The following is a 14,103-nucleotide window of genomic DNA, read 5'->3' as shown; positions in this document are numbered from 1 at the left end:
AGTACTTCGTACACGTGGATTCGCAGACGAGTTTCGTACACTCCCCTGGCCCTACAGCGGCCGGCTGGCACTTGGTGCCGGCCAACTGCCAGGCGTTCACGGACAGGAGGGTCCGCATAGAACATGTGGGAAAATTACAGTAAGCGGTGGAGGCCAGGGGGTGGCGGTGGCGCACCGGGTCTTACAACTACATGATTGGCGGTCCGTTATTCTTTCTTCCAGCCATTATGGGTCAAGTTGAACAGCGTGACGTTTTCGGCGGCCGCACGGTCGCTCTTAAAATGGAATTTCTCCAAAACGCTGGTAGAACGGTGGTTTTCGAAGTGGGTATAGGCTTCTATTGCCTGTAGTCCGACCTGTTGAAACCCAAAGTGAATTACCGCTGCAATCGCTTCGTGCATAAACCCTTTTCCCTGACAGTCCGGTAATAATTCATACCCAATTTCTGCCTTCGAAGCGTTGTCCGAAAAGTTAAACAAGCAGACCGTTCCCATTACGTTGTCAGCCCCGCTCAGCGTAATAGCCCAATAAATTAAATCGTCGCGTTGGACATTTTCGTTAATGGTGTGGATGAAGGTCCTGGCCTCGTCAATTGATTTGCTGGGTCGCCTGTCCAGGTATTTGTTCACGTGCTCGTTCGAACGCAAAGCCAATATTTCCTGGTCATCGCTGCGTCTGAGTTGCCGCAATGTCAGCCGTCCGGTTTTCAACACTGGAAACGGTGTAAACCTTTTGCCCGTCATTTTTTCCTAACTAAGCGCTTTTGGGGGAATCGATCGTGAGGGAAAGCAAAATGGTGGTTTCGAGGAGGTGCAAGCGCTTTTAGGTACTGCAAACGACCTGCTACAAGTTGTAAAGATGGCTACATAAGGACCGATAAGAATAAAGGGTCGTATCGGTCCTAAAATAGGGTCGTCAGGTCGTCGCGGAGCAATAGCCGGCCAGCAGGGCCCGGCCGGGAACGGCATGGGGTGGCCGACCGCCGGTTAGCGCGGGAAGTAGATGGAAAAGGTCGAGCCCTGGCCCAGCATGCTGGCGACTTCGATTTTGCCGCCCCCGTTTTCCACCAGCTTCTTGACCATGTGCAGGCCCACGCCCGAGCCTTCCACGTGGGTGTGGTAGCGGCGGAATAAGCCAAACAACTGGTACTCGCCGCTCAAATCCAGGCCCAGGCCATTGTCCTGCACTTCTAACACCACGTACTCGGTTTCCACCCGGCTGCGGACCGTGACCTGGGCGGGCCGGGTGGGGTCATGGTACTTGAAGGCATTGCTGAGCAGGTTATACAGGACGGAACGCAGGTTTTTCTCCGCGAACGTGATGGTGGGCGTGGCCGCCACGTCCACCCGCAGCTGGCCGCCCACCTGCTGCTGCAGGCTAGCTAGGTCCAGGCGCACGGCTTCAATGAGCGGGGCCACGGCGACGGGGGCCGCCGTTTCACGGAAGGAATCCTGCAGCTTGGTGATGTCGGTGAGCAAAGCCAGGGTATGGGTGAAGCGCGCGATGGAGTCCTGCATCAGCTCCAATAGGACGGCCACGGCGCTGCCTTCGGCCGGGGCGGGCAGCTCCTGGCGCAGGGAGGTGAGCAGGCCTTCGAGGTTGGCGATGGGGCCTTCAGGTCATGGGAGGCCGTGTAGACGAAGTTGTCCAGGTCCATGTTGGTGCGCAGCAGTTGCTGGTTGCTGTTCCGCAATTCCGCGTTGCGGGCCTGCAGCGCCTGGTTGGCCACGGCCAGCTCCTCGTTCAGGGCCTGCACCTGCTGGCGGGCCTCCACCTGCTCGCTCACGTCGTAGGCGAAGTTCAGGACGCCGTCGATGCGGCCCTGGGCGTCGCGCAGGGCCTGAAAGAACACGTCGAAGTAGCGTACTTCCGGCTGGCCGGCGTTGGCATAATCCACGGCGGCGGGCATGGCGCGGCCGTAGAACGGCTCGCCGGTCTGGTACACCTGGTCGAGCAACTAAAAAAACTGCTGCCCGGCCAGCTCCGGCAGGGCCTGGCGCACGGGCTGGCCCTGCACCACGCGCGCGGGAAACTGCTGCTGGTAGCGCGGGTTAACGAGGGCGTACACGTGGTCGGGCCCCCGGTTGAGGGCCACTTGCGCCGGCATCTGCATCAGAATGTCGTGCAGGCGCTGCCGCTGGGCCTCGGCTTCGGCGCGGGCCGCCTGCTCCCGGGCCTGGCTCTCGCGCAAGGCCTGCTCGACCTGGCTCCGGTCTTGGTCGCTGGTATCGGTAAAGCTGACCACCAGCCGCTCGCCGCTGCGCTGGGCCACAATGTGGAAGTAGTTGTCGAGGCCGTCCGCTTGGTAGTTGACTTGGTGCCGGTCGGGGCCCCGTCTTGGTACGCGCGCCGGTAGTAGTCGAAAATGCCGGCGGCGAGGGTATGCGGAAAATGGGTGAGCAGCCGCCCTCCCGGCTGCTCCGGCAGGCCCATCATGCGCTGGGCAGGGGGATTGAGGTACTCAATCGTGAAGTCGACCAGTTCGCTGGTGGTGTCATAAATGGGGCGTAGCACACCGATGCCCGTGAGCGAGACGTCCAGCACCGTTTGCAGCAGGTCGAAAGGAGCGGAGGGATCAGCTGTCAACCAGGGGGCAGGGAGCATAAGCAGAGGCACGAAAGAGCGAAGCGAGGCAAAGGTACAGCCGGGATCTCGGCCTTCCCAGTGGCTATACGCGACAGCCGAGGAGAACGAAGCATAGACGCTTCCTAATTAATGATTCCCTTCGACTAGACGAAAGCAAGAAGGAACTTCCAGCAGCAAGCCGTCTGGATTCTGGGAATCGTAGTTAACGTAATGGCCGTGACTGTTGCAAAACCCCCTCTAGTGAATCTACTCGGTCGCATCAATCACTAGTAAGAGGCGAAAAGGCTTGGTAGCGCCCCTAACTGGTGGCGTATGGAGGCACGAATAACCTGGTTTCCGCCCACTGACCGACTTTTGCAACAGCCACAGGGTCTTTTCGGTCCCTATACGGGAGGCTGAACAGTTGTTGAACGCTCGTTGCACACCTGTGCAGCGTCAACAGTCCGTACTGATAAGGCCGGCTTATCGGACCTTATCCTTGTCTAGCGCCAGACTTATGCCAACCCTTAGCGACCGGATCTGCGGGCGTAGCGCCCAAGTCTAGGGCACTGGTGCCCTTACGTCGGTATCAGATTGCCGGACCGCATCAAGGGAAAGGGAAGCTGCTGGTGGGGGAGGGTCAACGGCGGCTGGGGGCAGGGTTGCTGGCTTTCGCCTGGCTTGCAGCACTGGCGGGGCGGGGTGTGCCCCCGATAAAGCAGGCGGTTGATCACGACAATAGCGGCCCCAATGCCAAGTAGCGCTAAGACGGAGGCTTGTTGAGTTACCATCCAAGTAAGCAGATCATCGAACAGAAAGGAGCACTACGCATGAGCCTCCTATACGTAGTCTACCTAATTTTAGGATTGTTAGGGTCAGCTACAGCTACCTACCTGAGTACCTTAACGAAAGCAGTGGGCCCCGGATGAGCGGTGTTACTGCGGCTTAGGCAGCATCGGGGTGGATGCGGACGCCCGTGCGGCCCCCTGGAAGCCGGCCGTGGCTGCCACATTCACGGCTTCTAAAAGGACGGCGCCCGCAACGACCGGACTGCTGGTAGCCGTTCAACATGGAAAAAAGATCTACTGCGGCTTTTGGACGCCGAAGCACAGATTTACGACAGAATTGAAGGGTACTATGGCAGCTCCTTAGCGCGCTGGCGCACCCCATGCTTACTTAACAATTCCTTGTTTTGCAGAAGCTTTCTTGTTGTACCACGGGCCTCGCCTGGGGACTAATCAGTTTCGCGGCGGGGTTGGCAGGGTGCGACGCGGACCCGCCCTCAACCCACCGGCAGTCACCCACCTCAGCATCCGTCCTCGTGCCGAAAGCTGCGCAACAGGCCTTGCATCAACGGTTCCAGGGGCCGCTGGAGAAGCTGCACTGGCAGACGACGCCAACGGGTCTGACCGCCACTTTTCGCTGGCGGACGATTCCGATGCGGAGCCAGGTGACGCGCGGCGGCGTGATCGCAGAAACGGAACTGGAAGTAGAGGACCTCGACGTTCCGCCAGCGTTGTGGGATGCGCAGCAGCACCAGTATCCATCGTATCAGGTCCGGCAGCTGCGCTTGGTAGAAACCGGCAACAAGCGCTTCTTCCGGCTGCACCTAACCAGCCCCAGGGGCGAAACACGCGCCTATTCCTTCACCCGAGCTAGCGGGTTAGTGGTCGACCACTAACCCGCACACCCGCGTAGAACCTATTTGGCTGGGCTGGGCTCAACACAGCCCACCCTAGCTTTTCTTCTAACCCCTTTTTCCCGGCTATGCGACCCCTTGCTCTTCCTGTTCGCTGCGGGCAACTTGCTGTGATCAGCCTTGTCTGCCTACTAAGTCTGCCTGCGGGCGCGCAAGTCCAGCCGCCGCGCACCCCGGTGTACCCGCCTCCTGCTCCCCTCGCCACCGATACGGCGGCGGCCAACCAGGTCGGGCAAAGCCAGGAATTCGCGGTGCCTTCGGTCTTGGGCAGCGGCCCGAGCAAGGGCGTCGTGGCGCACTACGAACGGCTCAGCAACTTCTCTATTAGCACGAAGCTGCGGGACCAGAACCCCGAAGCCCGGGCGACGACCACCGTCACGAAAAATGCCCGCGCCTTTATCAAGGCCTATGCGCCCCTGATCAACCACCCGCATCTCAAGCTGATTCTGGGCGTGAACTATGACCGGGAGGAGTTTCAGTTTAAGAACCCCAACGCCTCCACGTTTTACCGCGACCTGGAAGACAAGGGCCTAAAGGTGCTGGGGGCCCAACTGGCCGCTATTCGGCCGGTTGATCAGGTCCACTGGTACATCGCGCGGGTGAAGGGCGAGTTAAATGGCGATTATACCTCCAGCGAGCTGTCGGTATCCGACTATCTGAAGGTGTCGGCGGAGTTTATTTACGGCTGGAAACGGTCCCCTACCTTCGCCTGGGGCGTGGGCGCGCAGCTAGGCTACACGTTTGGGCGGCAGAGCATCTACCCCGTGATCTTGTACAACCGGACCTGGAACAACCACTGGGGCGTGGAGTCGCTGTTTCCAGCGCGCGTGTCGGTGCGCTACAACCTGTCACCCACCACCCTGCTGTTCGCGGGCTATACCGTGGACGGCTATAACTACAACATCAAGCTGCGCGAGCCGCTGCAGAATGGCCTGCAAACCCTGATTCTGCGCCAGACTGAGCTCAAGCCCCGGGTGCGGCTGGAGCGGGAAATTTATGATTTCGTGTGGCTGGGCCTGGAAGCGGGCTACCGCTACAATGCCTCGTTCAACGCGCTGGATGAAGAGGGCAACAAGGGCTTTAGTCTGTTGCGCGGCAGCCCCCGCCCGCGTATTATCGACAATACGCTGGGCGGCGCCCCGTATGCCAGCGTGGAAATATTCCTGGTGCCCCCGCGTAAGTTCTTGAAGAAAACGACCAGCCCATAAGCCCCCGCAGGCCCCAGAAGTTACCTAGTGGGTAGGGGTCGCGTTGGGCTCCACAATAGATACCAGCCAGCGCCCGGCTTCGCGGGTACGGCCCGTGTAAAAACTATCTACCAGCTGCACGTGCACCTGCCGTTGCCAGAAAAGCGGCAGCTGGGGGGCGACCGGCGAGAGCGAAAACACGACGATCGGGTGGTGGGGAACGGCCCGCCACTCCGGCTGTAACTGGGGAATGGAGCGCCCCGCCTGCCACACCTGCTTGATGGGCACCTCCTGGAGGCTATACCAGGGCAGCTGGGGCAGGCCGGGATGGTGGCGCACCTGCGCTAAGCGCCGCAGGCCAGCCTTGTCTCGCCCTTCCCACACCGGGTACGCGGGCAGGAGGAGCGTGACCACCAGCGCGAGCAGCATGATGGAGATCCCACTTAATCGGCCCGGGTGGGGGCGGCGGAAGCCATAGAATAGCGCCAGGGCCCCGAGTAATCCGAACGCGGGCACGGCGACCCAGAAGCGGACACTGTGCCCATCGAAGCCAGGTAGCGGGAAGAACGTCATGGCCGCCGGTACGAGTACGCACACCACCGCCAGCACGCTCGCCCAACTTCTGAGCACCAACCGGTCAGCTCGCGGCACGACCTGCGTGCGAAACAAAACCTCCCAGTACCGCAGGAGTCCCCCCATCAGTAACACCAGCGGCAGGAGCAGGGGTAGCATGTAGCGCGTTTTCTTTTCGGGCACCACGCTCAGCAACACCAAGGTGGTGACGAGCCAGCCCAGGGTGAACGCCACCGGCACATAGCGCTGAAGGCGGGGCTGGCTATAGGGCACCAGGACCGCGGCCAGGGCCACCATCACCCAGACGCCCGTGAACACCGGCAGCTGCCCATAGTACCAGAGGGACTTGACGTGGCGATCCGACCACGCCGCCACCTCTAGCTGGGCGACGCGTAGCGCCTCCGGCGCCACATGGTATAATACATAGAGCGGCCACGCCGCCCCAACCAAGAGCGCTACCCCCATGGCTACGAGCCCCCCGCGCCATTGGGTGCGGACCGTGGCCCGCCAGCGCGATAGGGGCGAGAGCAAGCAGCCCAGAAAGGGGAGCAGCAGGCTGTACAGGGCCACGGGTCCTTTACTCAGGATACTGAGCCCCAGGAATAAGCCCCCCAGTGCAAACCACCCGTAGCCCGGAGCACGCTGCCGCCAGCCCCGCACGAGCACCCATAAGGCCCCGACCAAGAAGCTGTTCGAGAAGATATCCCACTGCCCATCGCGGCCCACGGTGAGCAGCAGCAGGCTACTGGCCAAAATCAGGGCCGCGAGCCAGGCGGTGCGGCCCGGCGCTTCCGCGTCGCCGGGCAGCTCGGTGGTGAGCTCCTGAGCGAGCTGCCAGAAGAAGAAGACCAGCAGGGTGGCCATCAGGGCGGCCGGCAGGCGCAGTACCCCGAGGTTGTCCGTCGTTCCCGTCACGCGCATCACCGCCGCCACGGCCCAGGTGGGCAGCGGCGGCTTGGCCAGCCGCAGCTCGCCGTTCATGGTGGGCAACAGCCAGGAGCCGCCGGCGGCCATTTCGCGGGCGGCCGTAAAATTGCGCGTCTCCATGAGGCTGGCCTCCGGGGCCCCCAGGTGCACAAAGCAGCTGAACAGACACACCACCAGCAGGACCAGGGGCGAAGCCCGCGAATCGGGAGCGGGAAAGCAGAAGCCACGGCTAGTGAGCGGACGGCACGGACCGCGCCGCGCGGTCGAGGAGGGAGCAGAAGCCTGGTGCGTTTCATCGGGTCAGCCACTCTACAAACTGCTTCAGGCCCTCGGTCAGGGTGGTTTGGGGTGCGTAGCCCAGCAGCTGGCGGGCCTTGCGGCTGTCGGCGTAGGTCACGTCTACGTCGCCGGCCTGCAGGGGCTGGAACACCAGCTGGGGGGCAATTCCCACCGCCTCACCCACGGCTTGAATCAGTTCCAGCAGTGGGATGGGGTGGCTGTTGCCCAGATTGACTGTTTCATAACCTATCGGCTCCCGCAGCAGATAAGCGACGCCCCGCGTAATGCCCTCGACCGTATCGAGCACAAAGGTGTAGTCGCGGGCCGTGGTCCCGTCGCCGAATACGGGTATTGGCTCACCCGCTCGCAGCAGGCGTACAAACTTGTGGATGGCCAGATCGGGCCGTTGGCGGGGGCCAAAGACGGTAAAAAAGCGCGCGTTGAGCACGCTCAGTCCGTAGAGGTGGTGGTAGGTATAGGTCAGCTGCTCGCCGGCCAGCTTGGAAGCCGCGTAGGGGGAGATACACGCCTGCAGTAACGACTGATCCTCCCGAAAGGGCCGCTGGGGCGAATTGCCGTACACGGAGGACGAGGACGCAAAAAACAGCTTACCGATCCCCTGCAGCCGCATCCATTCCAGCAGGTGGGTAGTGCCCAGCACGTTGTTCTCCAGGTAAGCGGCTGGCTCGCGCACCGAGGGGCCCACACCAGCTTTGGCCGCCAGGTGCACCACCACCTCTACGGTCGTCTGGCCCAGGGCGTGGGTCAACGCGTCAGGGCCGGCGCGTAGGTCCAGCTCGTGGAAGCGAAACCGGGGATGCGCCAAAAAGCCCCCCAGGTTCGCCTCTTTCAGGGAGCGGGCATAAAACGGATCAAAATTGTCCAGGCCCACGACCTGATAGCCGTCGGCCAACAGCCGCTCACACAGGTGGGACCCAATAAAGCCGGCGCAACCCGTAACCAAAACCGAAGGCATAAGCAAAGAGGGATACTCGACTAAAAACTAACACCGGCAATGAGGGGGCGAAGGTGACGGCCGATTCTGAAGAATATCTGTAGCTAGGCCACCAAGAGAATGTATCCGGAGGCAGTAGAGCAGTGGGTTCAGAAAGTCTTCAGATTCGTTCGCTACTTTTCGCCTTTCCCCTAAGCCCTGCTATTGTGAAAATTCTGATTGTGGAAGATGAGCCCACCCTGCGCACTTCCCTGGCCGACTACCTGCGCCAGGACGGGTACGTGATTGAGCTGGCAGCCAACTACGCGCAGGCCCACGAAAAGATCAAGCTCTACCAGTACGACTGCGTGCTGCTCGACCTAACGCTGCCCGACGGCAACGGCCTGAACTTACTGCGCACGCTCAAAGCCGATAGCTCCCCCGCCGGCGTGCTGGTCGTATCCGCCCGCGATGCCTTGGATGATAAAGTTCTGGGCTTGGAGCTGGGCGCCGATGACTACCTAGCTAAGCCCTTTCACCTGTCCGAGCTCAGTGCCCGCCTCCGAGCTATTATTCGGCGGCGCAACTTTCAGGGCAACCGCCACATCCTGTTTCAGGAATTAACCGTTTTCCCCGACCAGGGCCAGGTACTGGTAAAGGGCGAGCCCGTGGCCCTGACGCGGAAGGAGTATGACCTATTACTGTATCTACTAGCTCACCCTGGTCGCGTCCTGACCAAGGAATCGATTGCCGAGCACGTCTGGGGCGACGCGGCGGACGCGGCCGACTCGTTTGATTTTATCTATACCCACCTGAAGAACCTGCGCAAAAAGCTGCAGGAGAAAGGAGCAGGCGATTATATCCGCACCATTTATGGAATGGGCTACAAGCTGAGCGCCGAATGAAACTGCTGGCCGCCACCAACCGCTATTACCTGCTGCTCGCGGGCTTACTGTTCACGGTGGGCAGCGTGCTGCTGTACGTGGGTGTGCTGTGGGCGCTTCGGGAAGAAGTAGAAGAGCGCCTGTTTCAGCAGCGGGAGTACCTCACGAGGGCCGTGCAGCGTACCGGCAAGCTGCCCAATACCCCCTTTGAAGGGCGCACAAGCGTCAGCGCCACGCCCCAGCCCACGGGCCTGCGTGACGTACTGCTCTTGGAGCCCCTGGAGAATGAGCTGGAGCCTTACCGGCAACTAACTTTTCCGCTCACCCTAGATGGCCGCGTCCAGTGGGTCTCCCTGAGTAAATCCTTGCTGGAAACCAAGGATGTGCGGCAGCTTATACTGCTGCTCTTAGTAGGGGTGTTAGGTGCGCTGCTGGGGGCATGGTGGTGCTGAACCGCTGGCTGGCCCGCCGCCTCTGGGCCCCGTTTGAGCGCACCCTGCACCAACTGCAAGGCTATGACGTGCGGCACCACCAGGTTCTGCACCTGCCCGATACCCGCATCGAGGAATTCACGCAGCTCAACCGCGCGCTTACCAGCATGAGCCAGCGCGTGGCCAACGACTACACCACGCTCAAAGAGTTCACCGAGAACGCGGCCCACGAAACGCGGACGCCGCTGGCCATCATGCAGGCCAAACTCGAGCAGCTGCTCCAACTCCCGGATTTACCGGCCGCCGCGGCGCCGCTGATTCGTGACCTGTACACGGCTACCCAGCGGCTCACCCGGCTGCACCAGAGCCTGACGCTGCTGAGCAAAATCGAAAACCGGCAATTTGTCGCCGCCGAGCCCGTCCGCCTGGAGGAGGTGCTGCGCGAGAAACTGCACCAGCTGGAAGATTTTATACACGCCAAGCGCTTGCGCTTGGAAGTATCGCTAACCGCCGTGCCAGCGCTTCCGCTCCACCCCGCTCTGGTCGATTCCTTGGTCAGCAACCTGCTACACAATGCCATCCGCCACAATCATGAGGGCGGGCTACTGCGCGTTCTGCTCACGGCTACGGAGTTGGAAATAACCAACACGGGTCCGGCTTTACGCGCAAAGGAGCAGCCGGCGCAATTTTTCGAGCGCTTTCGCAAGCATAATATGGCCTCCGATTCGCCGGGACTGGGCCTCTCTATTGTGCAGCGCATCGGCGAGTTATACGGTTTTGACATTCACTATGCGTACGCCCCCGAGCAGGCCCTGCACACACTACGCGTTGTTTTTTAAGCTGCTAAGCGAATCAACCGGGGTTGGGTCCAAGGGTTGGGTCCGGGCGTCGGGGCCGGCGCGCAGGTTTCACGCGCACTATAAGAAATAAACAATGTTTCTTTTACGCCGACGTCTAGCGTCCCTTACCGCCTGGCTTGCTCTCTCCCTGCTACCGGTTGCTGTTCGGGCTACTAACTGCCTGGACCAATGGCGCTAGTGAGCACCCAAACCGCTGCCTTGGGCCTCGGGTTTATGGCGCAGCTGCTGTTTTCGAGCCGCATTATTCTGCAGTGGATTGAGAGCGAGCGGGCCAAGCGGGTGCTGGTGCCCGTGCTGTTCTGGCAAATCAGCTTGGTGTCCTCGTTGCTGATGATCCTGTACGGCATGATGCGCCACGACCCCATTATTCTGGCGGCTCAACTGATCAGCTACGCTATCTATATCCGCAACCTGCAGCTGCTGGGCGAATGGGGCAAGCTCCACGGCGCTTTCCGGGCGGGCGCTTACACGTTCCCGCTAGCTGCTATTGGCTGGTTTGTGGCCGGCACCTCGTTTTTTAGTCTGTAAACGATGCTCACTACCCGGATTCCGGGTGGGGTGCTGGCGCTAGGGGCCGTGGGCCAGACCATCTTTCTGCTGCGCTTCGTATACCAGTGGCTATACTCCGAGCGCAAGGGCGAGTCGGTGCTGCCGCTGAGCTTCTGGCTGGTTAGCCTTATTGGCTCGGCTCTTATTCTGGCTTACGCCGTGCTGCGCCGCCCCGTGGATTACGTGCTGATTTTGGGTAATGTACCGGGCATCGTGGTGTATGCCCGCAACGTGGTGCTGCTGCGTCGGGAGATCAAAGGGCTGCGGGTGGAGGAAATAGAGCAATGACGAACGAGGCAATGAGGGTGCGATTGTTCAGGCTTTTTTTCGGGTTAAAGCGGTGTTTAAGATGCCTCTAGGGCCCCTACAGATTTGCTTCAGAAACGCCGCCTAACCTTGTGCGTACTGCCGCTTCCTGCATCCACTACCTCTGCCTATAGTGCTACTTCACTGAGATTAAAATGGCATTAAAATTAATTCTAACCTGCCACCTTCATTAGTAGTCCTATTTCATGCCCCGCGATGCAGCCGTTGCACGTTCTTTTTCCGATGCCCCACTACCCGTTGCCGTGACCGTTACCTCCCTGAATCAAACCCCTGTTCCCCTGGTTACCTCACCCCGCTGGCGCGGCCTCTGGCTGTTGGCGCTGCCCCTGCTGCTGACGGGCTGCGCCGGCACCAAGTCCACCTACACCCGTGAGCACGTGGCCCAGCGCCTGCGGGCCCGGGCCGGCTACGAGCTGGGCGCGGCCCGCACGGCCCGCGCCCCGGCTCCTGCGCTGCCCAACCTGCAGGACGGCCTGAGCGAGGACGAAACCGTGAACCTGGCCCTAACGCGCAACCCCGCCTTCCAGGCCGACCTAAGTGCGCTGGCTCTGGCGCAGGCTGACCTGCAGGATGCCGGCCTGCTCGCAAACCCCGTGCTCTCGGGAGTAACGGCCTACGGCACCTCCCCCGTGTTTCTGGCCCTGAACTTTGCCTCCGACCTGCTCTGGCAGCGCCCCGGCCGGGTGGGGGCGGCCCAGCTCGAAACCCAGCGCGTGGCCGAAAGCCTGGTGACCCGCGGGCTGCTGGTGAGCCGCGACGCTCAGGTGAGCTACATCGACATCACCCTGGCCGACGAGCGGCTGCGCATCGCCCGCGAGGGCATTGCCATGCGGGCCGAAGTGGCGCGCATTGTGCGCGCCCGCTACCGCGTGGGCGAAGCCAGTGAGTTGGAAACGGTGGCCCCCAGTGCCGACTCCTTGCGCGCGGTGGATGATTACTACCGCGCCCGCCGCGACGCCCAAGTGGCTCGCCTGCGTCTGCTGGCCACCTTGGGGCTGGATTCGGTAAATGCCGACTCCGTGCGGTTCACGGCGGCCCCTGCGGCGGCTACCACGGTGCCACCACTGCCCGTGCTGCTGGATTCGGCCTACGCCGCCCGGCCCGACCTGTGGGCCGCCCGCATCGGTATTGAGGGCATCGGCAAGCGGCTGCGGTGGGAGCGGAGCCGGGTGTTTTCCTTCGTGCTCTCGCTCAACGCCCGCCTCAACGACCCCAATCCGGTGCACCTAGGGCCGGGCGCGGCCATCGGTCTGCCCATTTTTAACCGCAACCAAGGCCGCATCTCCCGGGTGAAAGCCGAACTGGAGCAGGCGTCCTGGCAGTACCTGGCCTTGCGCCAGACCGTGAACCTGGACGTACGTGAAGCCTATGCCCAGTACGAGCAGGCTGCGCAGAGCGTAGCCCTGTGGGAGCGCAGCTACCTGCCCAGCCTGCAGGACGCGCTGCGCCGCTCGACCAGCGCCTTCATCAACGGCGACTTTCCCTACGTGCAGGTGGCTGAAACCACCCGCCAATTGCTCGACGCTCGTCAGCGCGTCGCCGACGCCCGCGCCGACCAGCGCCGCGCCCTGGCCCGGCTACGCTACGCCGTGGGCGGCCGGTTTTAATCTCTAATTGTCCTCTCCTATGCCCGTATTCCCTCTTTTTGTTGCTTCCCGCGCCGTGGCGCTGGCTGGCCTGCTCGGCCTAGTCACTGCTTGTGTCAAAGAAGAAGCCGTTAAGCATGTCAGCCCTTCCGAGATCGCCAACCCGGTCAAGGAATCGGACCTGACCACCGTGACCATCACCGAGCAGGCGGAACAGCGGCTGGGCATTAAAACCGTGGCCATCAAAACGGATAACGTGCAGGCCACCCGCGAGGTAGGCGGCGAGATTCAAGCCGTGCCGGGCCAGGCCGTTACCATCGTGGCGCCCGTGCAGGGCACGCTGCGCGGGGGTGCCACGATCACGGCCGGCCAGCGCGTGCGGCAGGGTCAGACCCTCTACCAGCTGGTGCCGCTGCCCGCCGAGCGCGACCTGCTCACCCTGGACCAGGGCACGGATCAGGCCCGCACGCAGCTACAGGTAGCCCAGGCCCGCCTGCAGCGGGCCGAGGAGCTGCTGGCCGACCGCGCCGGCAGCGTGCGCGCCCGCGACGATGCCCGCGCCGACGTGGCCTTGGCCCAACGGGCCCTGGCCGATGCCCGCGCCCGCCAGAGCGCGCTGAACGGTAGCGTTGGTGGTGGACAAGCCTTGCCGATCAAAGCGCCCCTGAGCGGGGTGGTGCAGCGCGTGACAGTAGCGCCTGGCTCAGTGGTAACAGCCAACACGGTATTAGTGGAGTTAGCGTCCCTTACGAAGGTTTGGGTACGCGTGCCGCTGTTTGTGGGCGACCTGCGCCGGCTGGGCAAGGAGCAATCCGTGACCGTGCGGCCCCTGAACGGGGGTGCCCCCCGCCAGGCCCGGCCGGTGGAAGCGCCCACCCTCGGGGGCACGGCCGGGACGGCCACGGCCGACGTGTTTTACGAAATTGACAACTCCGACGAGGCGTTCCGGCCCGGCGAGCGGGTGGCCGTGGACGTGAGGCTGGGCAACGCGGCCGGCGGCGCCACGAACGGGGCTACGGGAGCGGCAGCCAGTACGCCGGCGCTGACCATTCCGGCGGCGGCGCTGCTCTACGACGCCTCGGGCGGGCAGTGGGTATACGTGCGCACCAAGCCCCGGCAGTACACCCGCCAGCGGGTGGAAGTGCAGCGGGCGGTGGGGGACCAAATCGTCATCTCGCGGGGCGTAAAAGCCGGCGCGGAGGTTGTGACCGACGGCGCGGCGGAGTTGTTCGGAACCGAATTTGGCGGCAGCCATTAACCCTGTGGTTGCGTGCGCGAATGGCGGCGTGGGTAAAAGCTTCA

General features: G+C 62.3%; 16 protein-coding genes. 9 read left to right on the top strand and 7 right to left on the bottom strand.

Annotated elements, in window-relative coordinates:
* Nucleotides 1-206: 206 nt before the first annotated feature.
* The 5 genes from G7064_RS20280 to G7064_RS20260 all read right to left on the bottom strand — a co-directional run bounded on the left by G7064_RS20280 (nt 207) and on the right by G7064_RS20260 (nt 3,356).
* The gene (locus tag G7064_RS20280) at nt 207-743 is read right to left on the bottom strand and encodes a GNAT family N-acetyltransferase (RefSeq protein ID WP_133271112.1); all 537 of its coding nucleotides are present in this window, start codon (nt 741-743) and stop codon (nt 207-209) included.
* 243 nt (nt 744-986) lie between these two features.
* Nucleotides 987-1,538: a sensor histidine kinase gene (locus tag G7064_RS20275; RefSeq protein ID WP_133271111.1), complete on the bottom strand. Its 552-nt coding sequence runs from the start codon at nt 1,536-1,538 to the stop codon at nt 987-989.
* Nucleotides 1,517-1,957 (bottom strand): hypothetical protein, encoded by a 441-nt coding sequence (locus G7064_RS20270; RefSeq protein ID WP_133271110.1) that lies wholly within the window; start codon nt 1,955-1,957, stop codon nt 1,517-1,519. The genes G7064_RS20275 and G7064_RS20270 overlap by 22 nt, the downstream gene beginning before the upstream one ends.
* Nucleotides 1,958-2,245: a hypothetical protein gene (locus G7064_RS20265; protein ID WP_166075247.1), complete on the bottom strand. Its 288-nt coding sequence runs from the start codon at nt 2,243-2,245 to the stop codon at nt 1,958-1,960.
* 898 nt (nt 2,246-3,143) lie between these two features.
* Nucleotides 3,144-3,356: a hypothetical protein gene (locus G7064_RS20260; RefSeq protein ID WP_133271108.1), complete on the bottom strand. Its 213-nt coding sequence runs from the start codon at nt 3,354-3,356 to the stop codon at nt 3,144-3,146.
* A 554-nt stretch (nt 3,357-3,910) separates the two neighbouring features.
* Between G7064_RS20260 and G7064_RS20255 the strand changes: the two genes are divergently transcribed.
* Both G7064_RS20255 and G7064_RS20250 read left to right on the top strand, forming a co-directional pair.
* Entirely contained in the window at nt 3,911-4,246 is a 336-nt protein-coding gene (locus G7064_RS20255; RefSeq protein WP_133271107.1) for a hypothetical protein, read from the top strand.
* Nucleotides 4,247-4,332: 86 nt separating this feature from the next.
* Entirely contained in the window at nt 4,333-5,472 is a 1,140-nt protein-coding gene (locus tag G7064_RS20250) for a DUF6268 family outer membrane beta-barrel protein (RefSeq protein WP_166075246.1), read from the top strand.
* A 24-nt stretch (nt 5,473-5,496) separates the two neighbouring features.
* Here the strand turns inward: G7064_RS20250 and G7064_RS20245 are convergent, their stop codons facing one another.
* Both G7064_RS20245 and G7064_RS20240 read right to left on the bottom strand, forming a co-directional pair.
* A complete protein-coding gene (locus G7064_RS20245) occupies nt 5,497-7,101 on the bottom strand; it encodes an ArnT family glycosyltransferase (RefSeq protein WP_166075245.1) in 1,605 nt (534 codons plus the stop codon).
* 142 nt (nt 7,102-7,243) lie between these two features.
* Nucleotides 7,244-8,206 (bottom strand): GDP-mannose 4,6-dehydratase, encoded by a 963-nt coding sequence (locus G7064_RS20240; protein WP_166075244.1) that lies wholly within the window; start codon nt 8,204-8,206, stop codon nt 7,244-7,246.
* A gap of 185 nt (nt 8,207-8,391) precedes the next feature.
* Between G7064_RS20240 and G7064_RS20235 the strand changes: the two genes are divergently transcribed.
* From G7064_RS20235 to G7064_RS20210, 7 genes are all read left to right on the top strand, one after another.
* On the top strand, nt 8,392-9,069 hold the full coding sequence (locus tag G7064_RS20235; RefSeq protein ID WP_166075243.1) for a response regulator transcription factor: 678 nt from the start codon (nt 8,392-8,394) through the stop codon (nt 9,067-9,069).
* Nucleotides 9,066-9,500 (top strand): hypothetical protein, encoded by a 435-nt coding sequence (locus G7064_RS20230; protein ID WP_166075242.1) that lies wholly within the window; start codon nt 9,066-9,068, stop codon nt 9,498-9,500. Before G7064_RS20235 ends, G7064_RS20230 begins: the two co-directional genes overlap by 4 nt.
* On the top strand, nt 9,488-10,318 hold the full coding sequence (locus G7064_RS20225) for a sensor histidine kinase (protein WP_166075241.1): 831 nt from the start codon (nt 9,488-9,490) through the stop codon (nt 10,316-10,318). The genes G7064_RS20230 and G7064_RS20225 overlap by 13 nt, the downstream gene beginning before the upstream one ends.
* 189 nt (nt 10,319-10,507) lie before the next feature.
* Nucleotides 10,508-10,867: a lipid-A-disaccharide synthase N-terminal domain-containing protein gene (locus tag G7064_RS22570; RefSeq protein ID WP_240935913.1), complete on the top strand. Its 360-nt coding sequence runs from the start codon at nt 10,508-10,510 to the stop codon at nt 10,865-10,867.
* A gap of 3 nt (nt 10,868-10,870) precedes the next feature.
* The gene (locus G7064_RS22565) at nt 10,871-11,176 is read left to right on the top strand and encodes a lipid-A-disaccharide synthase N-terminal domain-containing protein (RefSeq protein ID WP_240935912.1); all 306 of its coding nucleotides are present in this window, start codon (nt 10,871-10,873) and stop codon (nt 11,174-11,176) included.
* A 224-nt stretch (nt 11,177-11,400) separates the two neighbouring features.
* A complete protein-coding gene (locus G7064_RS20215; protein ID WP_166075240.1) occupies nt 11,401-12,822 on the top strand; it encodes a TolC family protein in 1,422 nt (473 codons plus the stop codon).
* Nucleotides 12,823-12,841: 19 nt separating this feature from the next.
* Entirely contained in the window at nt 12,842-14,059 is a 1,218-nt protein-coding gene (locus G7064_RS20210; RefSeq protein WP_166075239.1) for an efflux RND transporter periplasmic adaptor subunit, read from the top strand.
* Nucleotides 14,060-14,103: the final 44 nt, after the last annotated feature.

The sequence above is a fragment of the Hymenobacter sp. HDW8 genome, from assembly GCF_011305775.1.
Lineage (GTDB): Bacteria > Bacteroidota > Bacteroidia > Cytophagales > Hymenobacteraceae > Hymenobacter > Hymenobacter radiodurans.
The sequence above is the reverse complement of the archived record's forward strand: the minus strand, read 5'-3'. Positions and strand labels throughout refer to the sequence as shown.